Here is an 18601-nt window from a genome sequence, read left to right as displayed (position 1 = left end):
CCTATATTCGCGCCTAATTCTAAAAACGACTTTCATGACTACCCGCAAGCAGCAAACCCGAATCGAACAGGATTCTGTTTTCTGTATGCCTGCAGCCTTCACCCTCAGACCGATAGTTCCGGCACCCCCAGAACTCGCCATTTCGCCCCTTGCGCTGGGTCATTTCCGCACCACACTTCGGGCACGTAGGCACCCAACGCTGACAGTCTGGGTTGATACAAACCTTGAAGCGCCCAGCGCGGCGCATTTGTGAGTCGCAATGCGCGCAGCCGCGCTCCTTGTGAGCGCAGAGCGGGAATTTATTGCAGCCAAAAAACCGGCCAAACTGGCTTTGCCGTGACACCATGGTGCCGGTTTTACACTTGATGCACTTGAGCATGTGCAGCAATTGCTGGCTGAGCGATGTTGAGAACTCGTCCAGATCGAGCTCGTATTCGTTCTTCAACAACTCGACAACAAAAGCCGACGCGACGGCCATATCGGCGATCAGATAAGCACGCTGTCTTGCCCGGGTAAGGGCCACATAAAACAGCCGACGCTCCTCAGCGTAAGGGAAATCCTCTTGTGCCGGCAGCAATGCCTCCAGCAACGGATGCGTGGTTTTCTGCGAGGGGAAACCATGCTTGCCAGTCTCCAGACCGAGCAGCACCACGTAATCCGCTTCTTTGCCTTTGGCAGCGTGAATGGTGTGGCACTCCAGCGCTAACGTAGGGAAACTCGATGCGAGTCGCCGCAGTTCGCCTCTGTCTGGCAAGTTAAAGCCGTAGCGCCCAAGCAGATAGACACTGCTCCCAGGCTCGGCAATTTCTGCGATGCGGGCAACGACCTTCTCCAACCGGCCTGGCTCCTCGCTGCCGGGTTTAGGCCGGTTGTCTTCCCTGAGCAGGGATACCGCAGGGCGTTTAACCTTTTGCAGCGTATTAAGCTGCTTCCTGACCTGGATCGGGTTTGCCAGCACGAAGCGCGTCGCCACATCACTGATGCTGTTGTTGAAGCGGAACGTCAGATCGAGGGCCGTTACTTTGGTCGTGCCAAACCGTTCACTAAATGCCGTTGTAAAGCTCAGATCACTGCCGGTGAAACGATAAATAGCCTGCCAATCGTCACCCACGCAGAATAACGAGCACTCCGGCACAGAGTCCCGCAGATACCTGATCAAGCGGGCACGCGCCTCAGAGATATCCTGGAACTCATCCACCAGAATATATCGCCACGGGCTACGGAAACGCCCTTCGCGGACGTACTCAATAGCCTTGCCAATCATGTCATCGAAATCGATATGCCCGGCGCTATCCAACAAGGCCTGATAGTCGTCCAGAATGGGCCGCAGCAGTGCCAGCGCAGCGTCCACCTGCTTCGGGTTCTTCGCGCGCTTGATCGCAGCCTCCACCTGCCCTTGCTCGTAACAATTAGCGCGGTAGCGCTTCAGCAGATCGGCCAGCAGTACGGCAAAGCTGTTGATTGCGCCAAACTCGCGTAGTGTTTCGAGCACCGCTTCCGGGGGCAATGCTTGGTACTGAACACCCAGTGCGGCCAGCTGCGCGTCGATGGCATCAAACAGCCCACCTTCCATTAACTGATAGTGGTACAGCGCCACCAGGCGCGTACCTTTATCGGCATGCAACTGGCGCTTCCACGCCATACCCTGGTGGTACTGCTCGCGGTCTACATAGGGGGCTGTACCGCCCTGTCGGTCGATACCGTAATACTCGATGTAGATACCCTGCTCGGGCAGATAGAAATCCGGTTGGTATTGGCGATAAAGGGGGCTGGCTGTCTTGTGCTCGTAAGCAGGCTCATACTGGTAGGCGATGCCCTGCTTGAACAGGTAGTTCGCCACCAGGCACTCACCCAGGCTTTTAACGGCCTCGCCTTTAAGGGTGCGGATATCATTGGCAAGGATGTAGTCGTAGTACTCCCCCTCTGACGCGAACTCAAAGGGGTTCGCCTCCGGGTACAGGTGGTGCTGGAAGTAATCAATCGCCAGCCGCTGGTACTCGGGAGTCTTGAGATGCTGCTCGAACCACTGGCTCACCTGCCAGGCCAGCGCCTTGTCATCTTCCGCCAAGGGTGAAAGAGAGGGCTGCTCGCCCTCTACCTTGGCAATAATCGTCTTACCCAGTTTGTGAAACGTACTGGTGGTGATACCGCACTTACCCAGCCGGTGATCGATACGCTCCTGCATCTCCTTTGCCGCTTTGTTGGCGAAAGCCAGCATCAGAATATCTTCTGCCCGGGCCTGCCCACTTGCGATCAGGAACCCTGCACGGCCTACCATGGTGCTGGTCTTGCCCGTACCGGCACCGGCCAACACCAGGTTGTTATCCTCATCCACGACACAGGCAACGCGCTGGCGCTCGGTCAGCGGCTGGCTCTCTACCGTGTCGAAGAAGGCGCTGTTGCGCGCCAGCTGCCCATCAACGTATTGCTTGCGCAGCTTTTCCCAGTCTGCTTGCTGCCACCGGGTAACCGCTGCCAGCCACTTGAACGGGGTGACATCTACATCGGTACACCAGTGAGGCTCAGGCACACGCTGAAAACGCTGCAGGGCTTGCTCGGCCATAACCCTGGCTGCGTCCAGCCGGGATTGGCGGGGATAGCCTTTGTTCAGCAGGGCCCGGATCTTACGAACGACCTGCTCTATCTCGGGCGCCAGTTTGCGTAACCAATGCGCTCGCAGCCAGTGAAATAGCCGTTCACCGTCAGCCTTGCGCAGGCCAGGGAACACCTTTTCGCCACAGTCCGTTTGCAGCACCAGCCGGGCGAAAACCAGCCCCTCGCGGAAGGTTGCCTCGTTAGCCAGCGATGTCGCCTCGATCAGGTAGTTCTCACCGCTCTTGGTCGTGACCTCTAACCCTTTGTCACCCAACGAGAAGGTGGCCGCTTGCGCGCCAAACAGGCGCATCAACCAGTGTGGGGCGACATCTATCGATGAGGATTCAGCAGTCATAGTCAGCCTGTGAGCATGTGTCAGCGAGAGACACACTGAGCGCCTTGTCTATTCAAGCGAGCCCGACCTCTCAAGGCTGGTCGATTGACCATAGTCATTGCGACCGACAATGCCGGTCATGGCTTCGTCGATGGGAATGACGGTGGTCTTACGGTAGCCGCGAAAATGGGTGAGTTTGACGGACTTGAGGCGCATGGGGATTTCCTTATCTACAACTGGCCAGAGAAGGCTCTCTGGCTGAGAGATTCAAACAGCGAAAAACCTTCTTCACCATATAGCTCTGTAGCTTTCCTGCTAATAGATAGAAATTTATCTTGGAGCGCCGAAGGCGGGATGGGAATCTCCATTTCCTTTATCTGCGATGTAGTCAAGTTCTGAAATATTGCTCCAGCCTGTCGAGATGCATGAGTTGACTTTAGAAACATCATGAGCTCGCAAAGAAATGCCGGCTTAACTTTATTAACATCAAGTTCCTTGAAGGCGATAAAGCCGTCATGAATACATGCATCAATAGCGAGCACTGAGGTTAAGCCGACATTGCCGCTAACAGCCATTACCACTGTGCCAGCTTCAATTGGTCGACTCTTTTGGGCTCCCTCTGTTGTAAGGGAGTCAATCATTGGAGTTACCAATTTTCCGTCCCGAGTCAGGTCGGCAACCATCAGGCGAGGTACTGGCCCACCATAAAAACGTGGATCACCCTGGGGACGTGGCGAACTACCTCTGACAATTGCACAGAGTTCATCTACCCGCATAGTTGGCCACCCCTTCGGATTGGTCACCGGGTCGCCGAACATGTCCAGAAACACGGCGCGGAGGAAGTCGTCGGCGAGCTGGATGGCTTGCTGGCGTTTGCGGCGGATGGCGTCGGCCTTGTCGAGGATGGCGGCGATGCGCTTTTGTTCGGACAGGGGTGGGAGGGGGATTTCGAATCCCTTCAAAAAGTCACTCCCGACTCGCCTTTGGCCAGCAGCGCCGAACATAGATTTCTCACCCCAAAATCGGAACTGCTCGCTCCACACGAGATAGAACAGATAAAGGCCATCTAGCTTCTCGGAATCAGGGCGAATGACATGAAATTCTGTCGAGCCGAACCCGATATCGGTAGGAATCTGTCCCGGACGAAGACATTTTCCGTTTTCAAAGCACGGCGTGATTTTTGCCAAAAGCACGTCGTTGCTATCGAAGTAGGTGAATCCCTTTCTGGTCTCAGAAAGAATGCGTGTTTCTGAAGCCAGCAAGTATCCATCTTCTGATGCCGAGGCCATGGCAACGAAAGTCACCTGCTGAGACTCATCAACATCCCTCGGAGGCCTCGGATTGATTGTTGCTACATCACCGAGTTTTACTCGCGGCCAACTCACAGCATCCCCTCCAGCTCATCCAGATCCGCAAGAATCTCGTCCTCCAAATCCCTGAGCTTTTTCAGGATTACCTTTGGCTCGTCATACTTCTCCTGCTCGTACTCCACTTCCTTGTAGCGATTGATAGAGAGGTCGTACTTGTTAGCGGCGATATCCTCGGCGGGCACGACAAAGGCCTTTTTGCGCTTGTCGCCGAACAGGGTATTGATAGTGCTGGCGCTGATATTGCCTTCGACCATCTGCCGGTACTTGTGCCATTGGGCGATTGCGTCGGGCAGGTCGTTGCTGCCCTCGCCTTTTAGCTCGGTGCGTTTGTCGTCCAGCGAGTAACCGTCGGCCTGCAGGTCGTAGAACCACACGCGCTCGGTGCTGCCACCCTTGGTGAAAATCAGGATGGCAGTGCTGACCCCGGCGTAGGGTTTGAACACGCCGCTGGGCAGGCTGACGATACCTTCCAGCTGGTTGTTGTCGAGCAACTCTTGGCGCAGTTGCTGGTGCGCCTTGGAGGAGCCGAACAGCACGCCGTCCGGCACGATCACGGCGGCGCGGCCACCGAGCTTGAGCGAGCGCAGGATATGGGCGACGAACAGCAGCTCGGTCTTCTTGGTTTTTACCAGGCCGAGCACGTCAGGGTTGGTGTTGGTTTCGTCCAGGCTGCCTTTGAACGGAGGGTTGGCCAGCACCACGTCGAAGAAGTTCTGCTCCTGACGCGGGTAGTGCTCCTTGATGGATTTGCTCAGGGAGTCCTGGTAGCGGATGTTCGCGCCGTTCACGCCGTGCAGCATCATGTTCATGCTGGAAACGCGCAGCATGGTGGTGTCGAAGTCGAAGCCCCAAAACATCTGGCTGTTGATGTGCTGGCGGCAGGGTTCGAGCAGGTCGCCGGAGTAATGCAGGTTGCCGTCTTCGTCGGTGAAGGTGCCTTCCGGACTGGAATGCACGCGATTGAGGTACTCCATGGTGCGGGCGAGAAAGCCTGCGGTGCCGCAGGACGGGTCGCAGATCACCTCGGTGGGTTGCGGGGCGATCAGCTCGATCATCGCGTCGATGATATGGCGCGGCGTGCGGAACTGGCCGTTGATGCCGGCGGTGGTGAGCTTGCTCAGCAGGTATTCGTAGATATCGCCCTTCACGTCGCTCTGGGTCAGCGGCAGGTCGTTGACCATCTCCACAGCGGAGGTGAGCACGGACTCGTTCTTGATCTCAAGATCGGCGTCCTGCATGTATTCGCTGATATGACCGAGGCCCTCGCGCTCACCGCCCTCGCCTTCGGCGCCGCCGAGTTGGGCGAAGAAGGGATAGACCTTCTGCTTGAGGTGGCTGTGCAACTCCTTGCCGCTCATGTTGCGGAAGTTCTTCCAGCGCAGCAGCTGGCCGTCCGGGGTATTGGGGAATAGGCGGTCGAAGGGCTTGCCGGTGCGGTTGGCTTTGCGTTCGGCCACGTCCTCCTGCATGTCGAGCATGCGGGCGAACATCAGGTAGCTGATCTGCTCGATCACGGTCAGCGGGTTGGTGATGCCGCCAGTCCAGAACTTTTCCCAGAGCTTGTCGATATCGTTGCGGATTTTGCCGGTGAGCATCAGGCGGTCTCGTAGTCGGTTTCAGTGTCGGTTTCGGCGAGCAGGTCTTCATCGTCGGCGCTGTCGATCAGCGCGGTGATGTTCTGCTCGGCAGGGATAAAGTCGATTTCCAGCGCAGCCTTGTCGGCGAAATAGGCCGGTAGCTGCGCTTTGATAGCGGGCGCCAGGTTCTTGAATTCGCCCACCTGTTTGACCAGGTTGCCCTTGCCGCTGACCAGTTGGCCCTCGGCTTTAACGTAGGCTTCGGTGGCGTTCTCCAGGCCCTTTTTGATTTTCTCGAAGCTGGCCAAAAAGGTGTTGAGCTTTTTGAACACGGCCTCTGCCCGGCTGGCCAGGGCGGCAGTGTGCTTGTTCTGGTCTTCGTAGCGCCAGAGCTGGCGCACGATGTTAAGGCTGGTGAGCAAGGTGGTTGGCGTGGCCACCAGTACATTGTTCTCGATGGCCTGCTGGAACAGGGTTTCGTCCGCCTTGAGCGCTTCGACGAAGGCAGACTCGATGGGGATGAACATGAAGACCATGTCCGGCGAGTTCAGCCCCGGCAGCTTGTAATAGTCACGGTCGGCCAGCTCCCTGATGCGGCTGGCGACGGCCTGCACATGCTCTTTGAGTGCCTGCTTACGCTCCAACTCATCTTCTGCGTTGACGTAACGGGTATAGGCATTGAGCGAGACCTTGGCGTCGATGATCAGGTGCTTGCCCTGGGGCAGGTACACCACGGCGTCTGGGCGCTGGCGACCCTCCTCAGTGGTGATGCTGACTTCGCGCAGGTAGTCCTTGCCCAGTTGCAGGCCAGAGCGGTCGAGCACGTTCTCCAGCACCAGCTCGCCCCAGTTGCCTTGCAGCTTCTTCTGCCCGCGCAACGCGGTAGACAGCTCGTGGGCCTCGGTGGTGATCTGCTGGTTGAGTGCCTTGAGTGATTCCAGCTCTTTGCGCAGCTCACCCTGCTGGGTGGTCTCGCGGTGATGGATCTCCTGCACTTCGCGCTTGAAGGTGTCGATGGACTGCTGGAAGGGATTCATCACCGCACTCAGGGAAAGCTGGCTGCTTTCCTGCAGTGACTTGGTTTTAGCCTCAAGGATTTCGTTGGAAAGCACCTTGAAGTGTTCGCTCAGGCTGGCCTTCTGCTGCTCGAAGTTGGCCAGTTCGCGGGCGTGGCTGGCCTCGCGCTCGGCCAGCTCGGCTTTGAGTTTGGTTTCCAGGCGTTTGATTTCAGCGAACTCACCTTGCAGCGTTTCGAGCTTCTGGTCTGCGTCCTTCAACTGCCCTTTCAGGTCAGCCAGCTGGGCGCGGGCTTCGTTGTTTGCCTCCTCAAAGCCCTTGGCGTTTTTACCTTCCTGCGCCAATTCAGACTTCAGCTGGCTGACCGCCTCGCGCTCTTTTTGAAGATCGGCTTGGGCCAGCTCAAGGCGCTTTTGATAGTCCTCAACATTTGCTTTAAGGCTGCGGACTTCCGTCTGCGCTGTTTCATGTTGAGTGACGGCCTGGTGATGCTGTTTGGTGGACTGCTCCAGCTTTATCTCAAGGGTTGCATAACGATCCTTGGCCTCTTGCTGCTCGTGGCTCAGCCGCGCTTCGTTGTTGAGGGCTGCCTGGAGTTTGGCCTTCAGCGCACTTTCTGCGACTTGCAGTTCCTGAGTGCGTGCATCTGCAGCCCGGAGCTGCTCACCCAGCGCGGTGCCGGCAGCCACGGCAGAGGCCTGCGCCTGTTGCGCTTGCTCAAGCTCTACGGCTAGCCGGCTGAGCTGCCGGCCTTGACGCAGGGCCGCAACAACATAGCCGAGTACCAGACTGGCTAGGGCGGCGATCACGCAGATCACGATGATTTCAGTCGTCCATTGGCTGGCTTGCATAATCACTCCTAGTGACTGGCTGGCGGGGTGTCCCCGCGCAAAAAGGGCTTAAGTACGGCGACCAACTCGGTGACATCGGCGGGGGCGAACACGCCGTCGATGCCCTCGTGGGAGATGCTGGAAAACGGCGCGTCGTAGAGGGTTTCAATCACGATGCTGCCGTGCTGGGCGATGTAGTTTTTCAGCAGGTTCATAAAGCGCACCTGCTGGGCGGTCAGGCTTGGGTGCGCATGGAGGAACTGCTTGAAGTGTTCCTCGATGGCATGGGCATCCAGGCCGATGATTTCGCGCACGGTGAGGTGCAGTTGATCCGCTGTGCGACCGTAGAACTCGTTAAGCACCTCCAGGCTGACGCCGGGGTGGCTGGTGAGGATGGTCGAGGTCAGCGTTTTCAGTTCGGTCTCGGCAATGGGCTCGCCTTTGTGGATTTTCTGCAGGGTCGGGTTGGCCGCGAGCATGCCGGCGAGGATGTCTTTAAGGCGGCGGCGGTAGATCATGGCCTCGCTGGCACCGGCAATCACCACCTTGCGCTCATTCACTTGCACGCCGTCGTCGCCGGTACGGGTGCTGGGCATGGCATAACCACCCGTGCTGCCGGTTTGCCGGTATTTCATGATGCCGCGCAGTTCTTTGCGGGCGTTCTCCAGCTTGTCGATGCTCGGCTGCAGCCAGAAGTCGGCGCTGCGTACTTCGGCGATCAGGGCATCTTTCTGGCGGACGGCCTGAATGTTGACGGCGAGTTTGTCCAGCTCGACCAGCAGGGCAATTTTGCCGTCCTCGAAGCAGGTGGCCTGCTCGACCAGGCAGCACTGAATACCGGCGATGAGTTTGTCCAGCGCGGTGGCATTTTTGTCGCGCAGCACGCGGGCGGACATCAGCGGAGCAATGGTGTTTGCCAGCAGGTGCTGGGTTTTGCCATCGAACTGCTGCAGCTGCTGGGTTTGCTGCAACTGGTGCACGGCACGCAGCTCACGTTTTACCGCCACGCTGGTGTCGGGCAGGTCGTTGATGTCGGCTCGCAGCAGGGCAATGGCGGCATCGAAGGCGGCGGCATGGTTATGCCGCAGGGCGGCCTGAGCCAACGCCAGGCGGGCTTCGAAGGTGGTTTGCAGCATGGATTTGCTGCCGGTGTCCTCGGGCTCTTGATACTCCTGCTCGAAGAAATCGAAGTTGCCGTAGTGGTCGAAGATCAGGAACTCGGTTTTGTCTTTACCGGGGCCAAACAGGTTGGGGCGCAGGCGAGTGCCACGGCCGATCATCTGCCAGAACTTGACCCAGGATTTGACCGGCTTGGCGAACACCAGGTTGACCACTTCGGGCACGTCGATACCGGTGTCGAGCATGTCCACCGAGATGGCAATGCGGAAGTCGTTATCCGGCTTTTTGAATTCCTTGATCAGGGTGTCCACATGCGGGATGGCGTTGTGGATGACCTTGCAGACCTTGGTGCCGTACTGCGGGTAGAGCTTGCAGAAGAGCTTTTCCAGGTGCTCGGCGTGGTCCTGACGCTGGGCGAAGACGATGGTTTTGCCGACCAGTGAGCCGGTCTCATCCTTGATGCCGTTGTTTATCAGGTTTTCCAGGATGATGCGGTCGGTGTCTTCGCTGAAGATCTTGCGACCGATGTCCTTGCCGGCGATGGTGGTGCGCTTAGCTTCTTCTTCGCCGAGGTCCTCTTCAAGCTGGCGTTTTTGATCGTCGCTGAGGTCGTTGTAGTGGATGCCATCACGCAGAAAGTCAGTGGTCAGATCACGCACGCGGAACGGCGTGAGATACGGCGGCTCGTTATTGATGGCGGCATCCAGACCGAACTCGAAGGTGGGGTCGGTGGTTTCGCAGTCGAAAATATCGAAGGTGTTGCGGCTGATGAACTTCACCGGGGTGGCGGTGAGGCCGACCTGCAGCGCGTCGAAGTAGTCGAACAGGTCGCGGTACTTGTTGTAGATGCTGCGGTGGCTTTCGTCGGCGATGATCAGGTCGAAGAAGCCCACATCAAGCTGAGCGAAGCGATTCATCATGCCTGGGTAGGTGGCGATATAAACGCGGGCGGTTTGATCAACCTTGCCGGTTTCGCCAATCACACAGCGTGGCTCGCTGGGCAGGTTTTGCTTGAATGCCTCATCGGCCTGCACACGCAGCTCTTTGCGGTCGCAGAGGAACAGCACGCGCTTGGCCCAGCCAGTGCGCAGCAGCAATTCTGCCAGGGCGATAGCTACGCGGGTTTTGCCGGTGCCCGTGGCCTGGATGATCAAGGCTTTACGGCGCTGCTGCTGAAAGTGGGCTGCGACGGTTTTGATCGCCTCGATCTGATAGGGGCGGTCGGCGATGCTCAGCTCGGGGTTGTGTTTCTCCAGCGCAGGGACGCGGTACTGGCGCTGATAGGCGAGGTATTCCAGGCTGTCTTTGCTGTAAATGCCATACACCGGGCGGTAGGTGTTGTACTGCTTGTCGTCCCAGATAAAGGTTTCGTAGCCGTTGCTGTAGAAAATCACCGGGCGCTGCATGCCCATGCGCTCGAAGCCGTCGGCGTACATGCGGGCCTGTTCGCGCCCGGCTTGCAGACTGACGTTGCCGGATTTCTTAGCCTCGATCACGGCCAGGGGCTGGCCGTTGTCGCCCCATAGCACGTAGTCCGCACGGCCCTTGCCGGAGACGTTGTCGGGGAAATCGACCTCGACTTCCTGGCCGACCTGCGCGGGATTGCTGGCATCCCAGCCGGCTTGCAGGAGCATGGCGTCGATCAGCAATGCGCGGGTCTTGGCCTCGTTCCACTGCAGGCTGTCGGCCACCTGCTGGCTTTGCTGCTGACGCTTTTGCTGGTCAGGCTTGGCAGGAGGGTCGACCTTGTCGAGGTGGCGGGTGCGCTCCTGCTCCAGCTTGTCCATCACGCTCTGCAGCGCTTCCTGCTGCTGGTTGAGTTCCTTCTCATAGCTGGAGACGGTTTTCTGCAGGCTGGCCAACATCGCCGTTGGGTCTTTGACCTCGACAAACTCAGGGATCGTGGCCTGTGCCGTGCCGTAGTACTTGATGGCCATGTACATGGCCAGTTGGTAGGCCGTTTTCAGAGCCAGCAGGGCATTGCGCAAATCACCTTCGGCACCATGAGCGGTGTCGTTGCCCTGGATGCGCAGGAAGTTGATCTGGTGCACCAGGGGCTTGCTGACGCAATCGACAAACACCGGGTTTTTCACCAGGTCGTAGAAGCTCGACTGCGGCATGCGCGGCAGCAGTTCTTCCTTGTAGATGGCTTTGGCCAGCTCTTCGGCGAAGCTGCGCAGACGGGTAAGCGCGCTGCCCGGATCGATGTGCAGTACAGCCTCGGCAAGACCGGCGAGGTTGGCTAGCAGCTCGTTGCCGGGGCGGAGGAACTCAAAGTTGACTGATTTCATAAAGGCGATTCTGTCCATGTCGGTCCTAGAGCGAGGACCGTGCCAGTTTTATTCGATGCCGTATTTGTCCATCCAGTTGCTCAGCGTTTGCTGGCTTTTTAGGCCTAGCAGGCTGGCCGCCCGGGTTTTGTTGTTGCCAGTAAGCGTTAACGCCTTGCGCAGATAATGCCCTGCCACCTCGGCAATTACCTGTTGAAGATCAATACCTTGCGTAACATCCATGGCCAATACATCAGTCTGCGCTTGCGGCAGCTTGAACAGGGCTTGCTCGATATCATGAGCAGCAATCAAATCGCCCTCACACCAGAGCGCTGCGCGCAACAGGGTGGATTGCAATTCGCGAACGTTGCCACGCCAGAGGTGTTGAAGGATAAGATTTTTTGCTTCTGCGGAAATTTTCTTATCGCCGAGGCTGGCGTCTTGGCTAGCGATGCCCGCCAGCAGCGCTTCTGACAGCAACAGCAGGTCACCTTCGCGCTCTCTGAGCGGCGGGAGATGCAGCACACCCACGGCGATGCGATAGAACAGGTCTTCACGGAAGCGCCCGTGAGCGACTTCGTGCATCAGGTTGCGGTGAGTAGCCGTAATCAGGCGCACATCGACTGTGAGTTCCTGGCTTGAGCCCACGGGAGTGAAGGTGCCCTCCTGTAGCACGCGCAGGAGCCGCACCTGCACATCTGGCGTCAGCTCACCGAACTCATCCAGAAACAGCGTGCCGCCATGGGCCTGTTGGAACACCCCGGGCCGATCCGCAATAGCGCCGGTGAATGCCCCCTTCTTGTGACCAAACAAGGTGGAGTCGATCAGCTCCGGCACGATAGCGCCGCAGTTCACCGCAACAAAGGGTGCAGCAGATCGTGGGCCAGCATTATGAATGGCGCGTGCAAACAGCTCTTTGCCGGTGCCGGTTTCACCATAAATCAGCACCGGAACCTGCTTCGCCGCGAGTATTTGCGCCTGCGCCTTGAGGGCCAGCATGCGCTCGCTCTGCGTCACGATGCTGTCGAAGGCTGCATCCACGGGGGCATCCAGCCCGGCGAGCTGGACCAGCTTATCGGTGCTGATGGTATTGGCAGCCGGTACGTACTCGGCCGCGATTTCAAAAGGCACTTCGACTTGCTGAACGCCTTGTTCAAGGGAGGACTGGAAGAAGGTCGCCGGATAGCGCGTTTTACCCAGCAGAATCCACACCGCTTGCATGGCCGGCGTGCCGGGACTGAGCAGAATGGAAAGCTGATTAGCGGAAGTACTCAGGCGCTTTAAATGCTGACTGGCGGCCTGGTAGATCTCTCCGAAATGAACAGGGGAAGACAGGGAAAGGTAATGCGCGGTGATCGGTACATCGACCTGTTGGCGCAGCCAGGTCAGATAGGGTTCAACGCGCTCGGCGGGGTATGAACAAAGTAGCTCGACGCTATCAAAGGACGCCGTGTTCAGGGTCGCCAGAATCGGGCCTGCCTCAGCGCCGGCGACTGCTTTGAGATCATTCCCGCCAACCCAGCTGGCCAATACGCGCTGCTTGTTTACCAATGCCCCTGTACTCCCGGCCGCCCTCTTGCCCATCAGCAGGCAGTAGAAAAATGTGCTCTGGTTCGCGCCCTGGATAGTAAACCAATCAGTCGATCTGGGTCTTTACATGCCTGACTACATGTTCAAGTTGAAGGGGGATCGGATACTCCATCCAAACCAAGATTGGCGAATGACGGGAACAGGCCCACCACCGCCGAGGCAGAGTAATGAAGGAGCCTTTCGGCCCCTTCGAACTTAGTTATCCAACAGGCTCTCAAGCTTCTCGATCAGGAAGTCCAGCGGGCTGCGGCCCTCCAGGCGCTTTTCGAACACTTCGTTTCGGTGGTAGGCAACCCAGGTTTCGAGGGCATGCCGGTTATCCTTTTCGTAGCCAGACCCGAGGATGCAGATGAGTTCGGTGCCATGAGGGTTCTCAAGGTAATGACTCATGGCCGAAGCCAGATGCTTGAGGTACTTATGCTCGCGGGCCTCTAGCAATGGATGCAGAGGGGTCACGTTGTCCCGTTTGATCAGTTTCATGGTGGAGCTCCTCAGGCCTTGAGATTGGCTTTGATCAGGTTGTCGAATGCACTGCCATCACGGCGGGTCAGGTTGGGCACATAGCGCGAATAGACACGGAACAGCATCTCGGTGGTGGTGTGCCCCATCTGCCGGGCAATCCACTCCGGGTTTTCGCCGGCAGCCAGCCACAGGGTCGCGGCCGTATGACGGGTTTGGTAGGGGCGCCGCCTGCGCAAACCCAGGTGACGTAGCAACGGGTACCAAACCCGGTCGTTGATATTGCGGTATGCGTGCGGCGTACCTTCGCGGGTGCAGAAGACGAACTGGCCGCTGCCGGTTTTCTCGCGCTGGCCGATGAGCGCCTGATAAACCGGCTCGGACATATCGATCTCACGCTGCGAACCGTCGTTCTTGGTGTAGTCGAGCTTGCCGCCTACCCAGGTTTCGCGGATCAGAATCTGCCGTCGCTGGAAGTCGACGTACTTCCATTGCAGGCCATCAACTTCGGCTGTTCGCATGCCGGTGAAAAAACGCACGGTGTAGTAGTTGCGGAAGTCTTCACGCACTGTGCTGAGGATCTGCAGCACCTCATCCAGGGTGAAGGGCTCCACGTCTGTTTTGGGGACTTTCAGTGATTTGATGTTGAGGTATGGCGAGGTAAACTCGAACCGGTCAGCTGCCTCACTAAGGATCATGCGCAATGGCGTCATGATGTGGTTGATTCGCGTCGCTGTCAGACTCTGACCTTTCTGCCCGGGGACTTTGCCGAGTGCCGAGCGGAATGACAGAAGTTCTGCTTTGGTGATGGCGCTGACCTCTTTTTTGCCGAACTCAGGCAGCAAGTGCTTGTTAAGGGTGAGGCGCACGGTTTTGGCGTGCGTATCCCGCCACTCGACCCTCATCTCTTCAAACCACAGTTCTGCAAAATCTTTGAACAGTGGTGTTTTCAGCGATGCACAGCCAGCCTGCAGCCGACTGATCTCTTGTACTTTGCTGCTTTGGGGGAAGTAGGTGGCGTAGTCGAAGCTTCCGAGGGTGATTTCCGCCTCTATGCGCTCAAGGATCTTCTCCAGCTTTTTCCGGTTAGCAGGCGTATCAGGCAGCATGGTCTGCTCGCGGCAGCGCTGATCCAGATAGGTGAAGTCAAAGAACAACTTCTCGTTGTCGGCGCGGGCACGAATCTTACCCATGGCAGATACCTCCACCGGCCATCGGGACCAGCCCGGAAGTCCGCGAGAATTTCTGCATGTCTTCTTCGACGGCTTCCCAGATGAAAAGGATCTTGCGGCCGCCAAAGGGACGGAAGTAGTGAATCCCTTCGAGCAGGACTGAATCTTTCAAGCGATTACGGATGGTGCGCGCGTCGTACTTCATGCGCGTGGCCAGTTCCTCGGTAGTCAGGTAAGTGTGAGACATGGCTATGCCCTCTCTGCTAAATTGAACGACAGCGGATTCTTATGAGCTTCTGAGAACTCATAATGACCTCCTGTAGATCAATATAACGCTCATTTTGAGCTTTGCAAGGACAAAATGGTCTTCTGCAGATCATTTTTGGAGATTAGGATGGTCAAGTGCCATTTATCTCGCTTACTCGGCGAGCGGAAACTGAAGATAAGTGACGTGGTCAGGGACACTGGGATCAATCGCGGAACCCTCACGCGGCTCTATCACGAGACCGCGCAACGGGTGGAGCTCAAGGACCTGGAAACGATCTGCCAGTACCTGAATTGTCAGGTGGGGGACTTGCTGGAGCTGCAGGATGATCCGGAGGGCTGAACGCCCTCCGGACTTGGTCAGGCGCGGAAATGCCAGTCGATGGAAGCCATCAACATCAGGTAGCGCAAGGCGGCGCCTGAGTGATGGTTCTGCTCCTGAGCGGTTAGCTCGGCACCCGGCAAACGTAGTATTACTCGAATACCTAGATGCCTGTTCTGAGTGTTTCGATTCTCCGGAATTTGTTCTATGAACTTCAAGCGAGGTTTTCCCAGAACAGCTCGCCAAAGTTTCCTGGTTTGCCTAGGTGTACGCTCATCGTAAATGTTGAACTCAGTATCAACCAACGGAATGCCTAGCTCAGATAGCAGCCAAATGTACTCGCGGAGACTTTGCTCATCCTTGCCTGTGTAGAAGCGTAGTGTCGTATCGCTCGACCAGCAGCGCTCCACGAAATCATCCAGCACTCGGCTAGCTTTGGCTTTATAGCGGCTGCTTAGCAGACGGTAGAGCCGATCCGCATAGGCCGCTACCCCGGCCAGACCTCCGTGTTTAGGCGGCCTTGGGGCGAGTTCAATTCTATGATTTGAGTCAAATGTCGTTGGGCTCTGAAGGCGATGCTTACCGAGGTGGCTGATGTGCCTCGCCCGTTCCAACATGGCCGATCGATCAGCTTCGGTGAACTCAACCCAATCCATGTTGACCGACTGCCCCGAGGACTCCGCATACGCCTCATAGGAGAGCATGGATGAGATTTCATTCATTCTCGTCAGCGCCCATCCACCTTCACCCTTCTGAGGGGAAATCAGTGGGCGCTTAACTCTTCCTTGGTTACTGTGCCTATAGACCTTCATGCGGCCGATGATTCGCTGCATGTGCCGAATCTCTGCAGGCAGGTCTGGTGCAGGTAGGTCGTCCGGCTTGTTTGGCAAACTGACTTGGGCAATTTGCGCGATGACATGGCCAGGCGGCCAAAATTCAGGATTCCACTGCCAGCACAGCGCCGATAACCACGGCATGCAGTGGACGTAGTGCAGCAGGGATGTTTTGGGGCTCGCATGCCCGAGCACAGCGCTGGTGATATGGATCACCCGTCGGGTGGGGTGCGGATTCCACACCATCCGGCCACCCAGTCCACGCTCATCTGGCCAGGCATTCCACGGCCATCTGGCCACCTGTTCCACGGCCATCCGGCCGGGCAGTCGGAGCGCAGCGACGCAGGGGTGGCATTGTTAGTCTGAGGTGCCCGGCGTCGTCAATTTCTGCGTCCGTTTGCGCATTGATTCACCCTTCAGATTGATCCGATAAGCGTTGTGCACCAGGCGGTCGAGGATGGCGTCGGCCAGGGTCGGGTCGCCGATCAGCTCGTGCCAGTTGTCCACCGGCATCTGGCTGGTGACGATGGTCGAGCGCTGGCCGTAGCGGTCGTCCAGTAGCTCCAGCATGTCGCGCCGCTGTTCGGCGGTGAACGGGGCCAGGCCCCAGTCGTCGAGGATCAGCAGGTCGGTCTTGGCGTAGCTGCTCATCAGCTTGGCGAAGCGGCCGTCGCCATGGGCCAGACCCAGTTCTTCCAGCAAACGTGGCAGGCGCAGGTAGCGCACGCTGTAGCCCTCCCGGCAGGCCTGGTGGGCCAGGGCACAGGCCAGCCAGGTTTTACCGACACCGGTGGGGCCGCCGATGATCAGGTTGAGGCCGTCGCGCAGCCACTGGCCACTGCTCAGTTGCAGGATCAGCGCCTTATCCAGTCCGCGCGGGCTGCGGTAGTCGATGTCTTCGAGGCAGGCGTTGTGCTTGAGCCGGGCCTGGCGCAGGCGGCTGCTCAGGCGCTTGTCATCGCGTTCGGTCAGCTCGCGGTCGACCAGCAGGCCGAGGCGTTCTTCGAAGCTCAGGCTGTCGATGTCCGGGGTTTTCAGTTGTTCATTCAGCGCCTTGAGCATGCCGTGCAGGCGCAGGGTTTGCAGCTTGTCCAGGGTCGGATGGGGCAGCATGGTGGGATTCCTTGGGGTCAGTGGTAGTAGGCGGATCCGCGCAGGTTGGCGTGGTCGTCCGGCAGCAGCGGCAGGTTGGTTTGAGCTAGCGGCAGGTTTTCCAGCCCCTGGCGCAGGATCGATTCGAGGCTCTTGTAGCTGCACGTGCCGAGGCTGATGGCGCGACGGCAGGCCAACTCCAGACGCGCCTCACCGTGGGTTTTACCCAGGCGCAGGATGCCCAGGCAGGCCCGGTAGCCCTGCTGCGGATGGATGCGCCGTTCGAGGATGTGCCGGATCACGCCGGCGGTGTTCGGCCCGGTCTGCTCGGCCCAGCGGATCAGCCGTTGCGGCGTCCACTCGGCATGCTCGCGATGGCTCTTGGGCATGTGCTCGGCCTGCGTGCTGTGCCTGCCCTTGTGCATTGAGCGCAGGTGGCTGGCCACTCGCTGGTTGGCGTGGAAAAACTCGACGGTGCGCGCCGTCAGGCGCACCTCCAGCTGCTTCTTCACCAGTTGATACGGCACCGAGTAGTAATGCCCATCGACCTCGACGTGGTAGTCGATGTGCACCCGCGCCTTCTTCCACTCGGCGTAGACGTAGGGTTGCTCCGGCAGGGGGCGCAGCGCCGGACGATCCAGGCTGTCGAAGGCCGACTGCCGGGAGCCCGGCAGCTTCTTGAACGGGCGTTGGTTGAGCCGCTCCAGCAGCCCGGCGATGGCCGTGTTGAGTTCATCCAGGGAGAAGAACTGCCGATTCCTCAGTGCGGCGAGGATCCAACGCTCGACCACCTGCACGCCGACTTCGGCCTTGGCCTTGTCGCGCGGTTTGCGTGCCCGCGCCGGCACCACCGCCACGCCATAGTGCTCGGCCAGATCGCGGTAGCTGGGGTTGATGTCCGGCTCGTAGCGGTGACTCTTGCTCACCGCGCTGCGCAGGTTGTCCGGCACCACGATCTCCGGCACGCCGCCGAGGAAGGCGAAGCAGCGGGCATGGGAGCCTAGCCAGTCCGGCAGCTGCTGCGACCAGGTGGCTTCGGCGAAGGTGTAGCTGGACGCGCCGAGCACCGCGACGAACACCTGCGCCTGGCGGATCTCGCCGCTGTGGCGATCGATAACCGGCACCGTCTGGCCGGCATAGTCGACGAACAGCTTCTCGCCGACGCGGTGCTCCTGACGCATCACCACGTCCAACTTGCCCTGCCAGGCTCGGTAGTGCTCACAGAACCAGCTGTACTGAAAGCCCTGAGGCTGGCTCAGGCGGTACTCCTGCCAGAGCAGCGCCAGGGTCACCCCGGGGCGGCGCAGTTCGGCATGCACCCATGCCCAATCGGGTAAAGGCCGCTTCTCACTGGCAACCGCCGGGGCCGGCGGGAACAGTTGCTGCTCCAACTCGGCATCGGACAACGAACAGGGCCAACTGAGACCGCTGGCGGCAAAACGATTGAGGTAGTCGCCGACGGTGACACGACCGACCTGCACGCTGACCGCAATCTGGCGAGCCGATAGTCCGACCTCGAACTTGAGACGTAGTACTTCGCGAATCTTACGCATGGATAAACGCTCCACGACGACCTCTCTGCTTCGAAAAAGAGGTCGATGGTAGTGAAGAAATCCTGCGTTACTGCCTGCCCGGTTGAGTGGCCGGATGGCCGTGGAATCAGTGGCCGGATGCGCGTGGAATGGGTGGCCGGATCACCGTGGAATCGGTGGTCAGATGCTCATGGAATGGGTGGCCAGATGACCGTGGAATCCGCA

At 58.5% G+C, this 18601-nt stretch carries 14 protein-coding genes; 1 reads left to right on the top strand and 13 read right to left on the bottom strand.

Features of this window, described 5'->3' with window-relative positions:
- Nucleotides 1-19 precede the first annotated feature (19 nt).
- The 10 genes from ACTJJX_RS12800 to ACTJJX_RS12755 all read right to left on the bottom strand — a co-directional run bounded on the left by ACTJJX_RS12800 (nucleotide 20) and on the right by ACTJJX_RS12755 (nucleotide 14580).
- A complete protein-coding gene (locus tag ACTJJX_RS12800) occupies nucleotides 20-2950 on the bottom strand; it encodes a UvrD-helicase domain-containing protein (protein ID WP_146537859.1) in 2931 nt (976 codons plus the stop codon).
- Between the two features lie 48 nt (nucleotides 2951-2998).
- Complete coding sequence (locus tag ACTJJX_RS12795; RefSeq protein WP_146537860.1) at nucleotides 2999-3145, bottom strand: AAA family ATPase; 147 nt, start codon at nucleotides 3143-3145, stop codon at nucleotides 2999-3001.
- Between the two features lie 14 nt (nucleotides 3146-3159).
- Nucleotides 3160-4314: a restriction endonuclease subunit S gene (locus tag ACTJJX_RS12790; RefSeq protein ID WP_146537861.1), complete on the bottom strand. Its 1155-nt coding sequence runs from the start codon at nucleotides 4312-4314 to the stop codon at nucleotides 3160-3162.
- Nucleotides 4311-5894, bottom strand: a complete 1584-nt coding sequence (locus tag ACTJJX_RS12785; RefSeq protein ID WP_146537862.1) for a type I restriction-modification system subunit M — start codon at nucleotides 5892-5894, stop codon at nucleotides 4311-4313. The genes ACTJJX_RS12790 and ACTJJX_RS12785 overlap by 4 nt, the downstream gene beginning before the upstream one ends.
- Nucleotides 5894-7744 (bottom strand): DNA recombination protein RmuC, encoded by a 1851-nt coding sequence (gene rmuC / locus ACTJJX_RS12780; RefSeq protein WP_146537863.1) that lies wholly within the window; start codon nucleotides 7742-7744, stop codon nucleotides 5894-5896. The genes ACTJJX_RS12785 and rmuC overlap by 1 nt, the downstream gene beginning before the upstream one ends.
- A gap of 8 nt (nucleotides 7745-7752) precedes the next feature.
- The gene (locus tag ACTJJX_RS12775; protein WP_146537877.1) at nucleotides 7753-11133 is read right to left on the bottom strand and encodes a type I restriction endonuclease subunit R; all 3381 of its coding nucleotides are present in this window, start codon (nucleotides 11131-11133) and stop codon (nucleotides 7753-7755) included.
- 48 nt (nucleotides 11134-11181) lie between these two features.
- Nucleotides 11182-12663, bottom strand: coding sequence for a sigma-54 interaction domain-containing protein (locus ACTJJX_RS12770; protein ID WP_146537864.1), 1482 nt, complete (start codon nucleotides 12661-12663; stop codon nucleotides 11182-11184).
- A 234-nt stretch (nucleotides 12664-12897) separates the two neighbouring features.
- Complete coding sequence (locus tag ACTJJX_RS12765; protein WP_146537865.1) at nucleotides 12898-13182, bottom strand: hypothetical protein; 285 nt, start codon at nucleotides 13180-13182, stop codon at nucleotides 12898-12900.
- Between the two features lie 11 nt (nucleotides 13183-13193).
- Entirely contained in the window at nucleotides 13194-14354 is a 1161-nt protein-coding gene (locus ACTJJX_RS12760; protein WP_146537866.1) for a site-specific integrase, read from the bottom strand.
- On the bottom strand, nucleotides 14347-14580 hold the full coding sequence (locus ACTJJX_RS12755; RefSeq protein ID WP_019341962.1) for a hypothetical protein: 234 nt from the start codon (nucleotides 14578-14580) through the stop codon (nucleotides 14347-14349). Before ACTJJX_RS12755 ends, ACTJJX_RS12760 begins: the two co-directional genes overlap by 8 nt.
- Before the next feature lie 114 nt (nucleotides 14581-14694).
- On the opposite strand from ACTJJX_RS12755, the gene ACTJJX_RS12750 reads away from it, so the two are divergent.
- Nucleotides 14695-14940, top strand: a complete 246-nt coding sequence (locus ACTJJX_RS12750) for a helix-turn-helix domain-containing protein (protein ID WP_435321073.1) — start codon at nucleotides 14695-14697, stop codon at nucleotides 14938-14940.
- Between the two features lie 17 nt (nucleotides 14941-14957).
- On the opposite strand, the gene ACTJJX_RS12745 is transcribed toward ACTJJX_RS12750, so the two are convergent.
- The 3 genes from ACTJJX_RS12745 to istA are packed head-to-tail and all read right to left on the bottom strand — an operon-like array spanning nucleotide 14958 to nucleotide 18397.
- Nucleotides 14958-16061, bottom strand: a complete 1104-nt coding sequence (locus ACTJJX_RS12745; protein ID WP_440782007.1) for a hypothetical protein — start codon at nucleotides 16059-16061, stop codon at nucleotides 14958-14960.
- A gap of 48 nt (nucleotides 16062-16109) precedes the next feature.
- Nucleotides 16110-16865, bottom strand: a complete 756-nt coding sequence (gene istB, locus ACTJJX_RS12740; RefSeq protein ID WP_045107743.1) for an IS21-like element ISPpu7 family helper ATPase IstB — start codon at nucleotides 16863-16865, stop codon at nucleotides 16110-16112.
- 17 nt (nucleotides 16866-16882) lie between these two features.
- Nucleotides 16883-18397 (bottom strand): IS21 family transposase, encoded by a 1515-nt coding sequence (gene istA, locus ACTJJX_RS12735; protein WP_146537839.1) that lies wholly within the window; start codon nucleotides 18395-18397, stop codon nucleotides 16883-16885.
- Nucleotides 18398-18601: the final 204 nt, after the last annotated feature.

Origin of the sequence: Pseudomonas sp. 22490 (assembly GCF_052044465.1) — a bacterium.
GTDB lineage: Bacteria > Pseudomonadota > Gammaproteobacteria > Pseudomonadales > Pseudomonadaceae > Pseudomonas > Pseudomonas aeruginosa.
The sequence above is the reverse complement of the archived record's forward strand: the minus strand, read 5'-3'. Positions and strand labels throughout refer to the sequence as shown.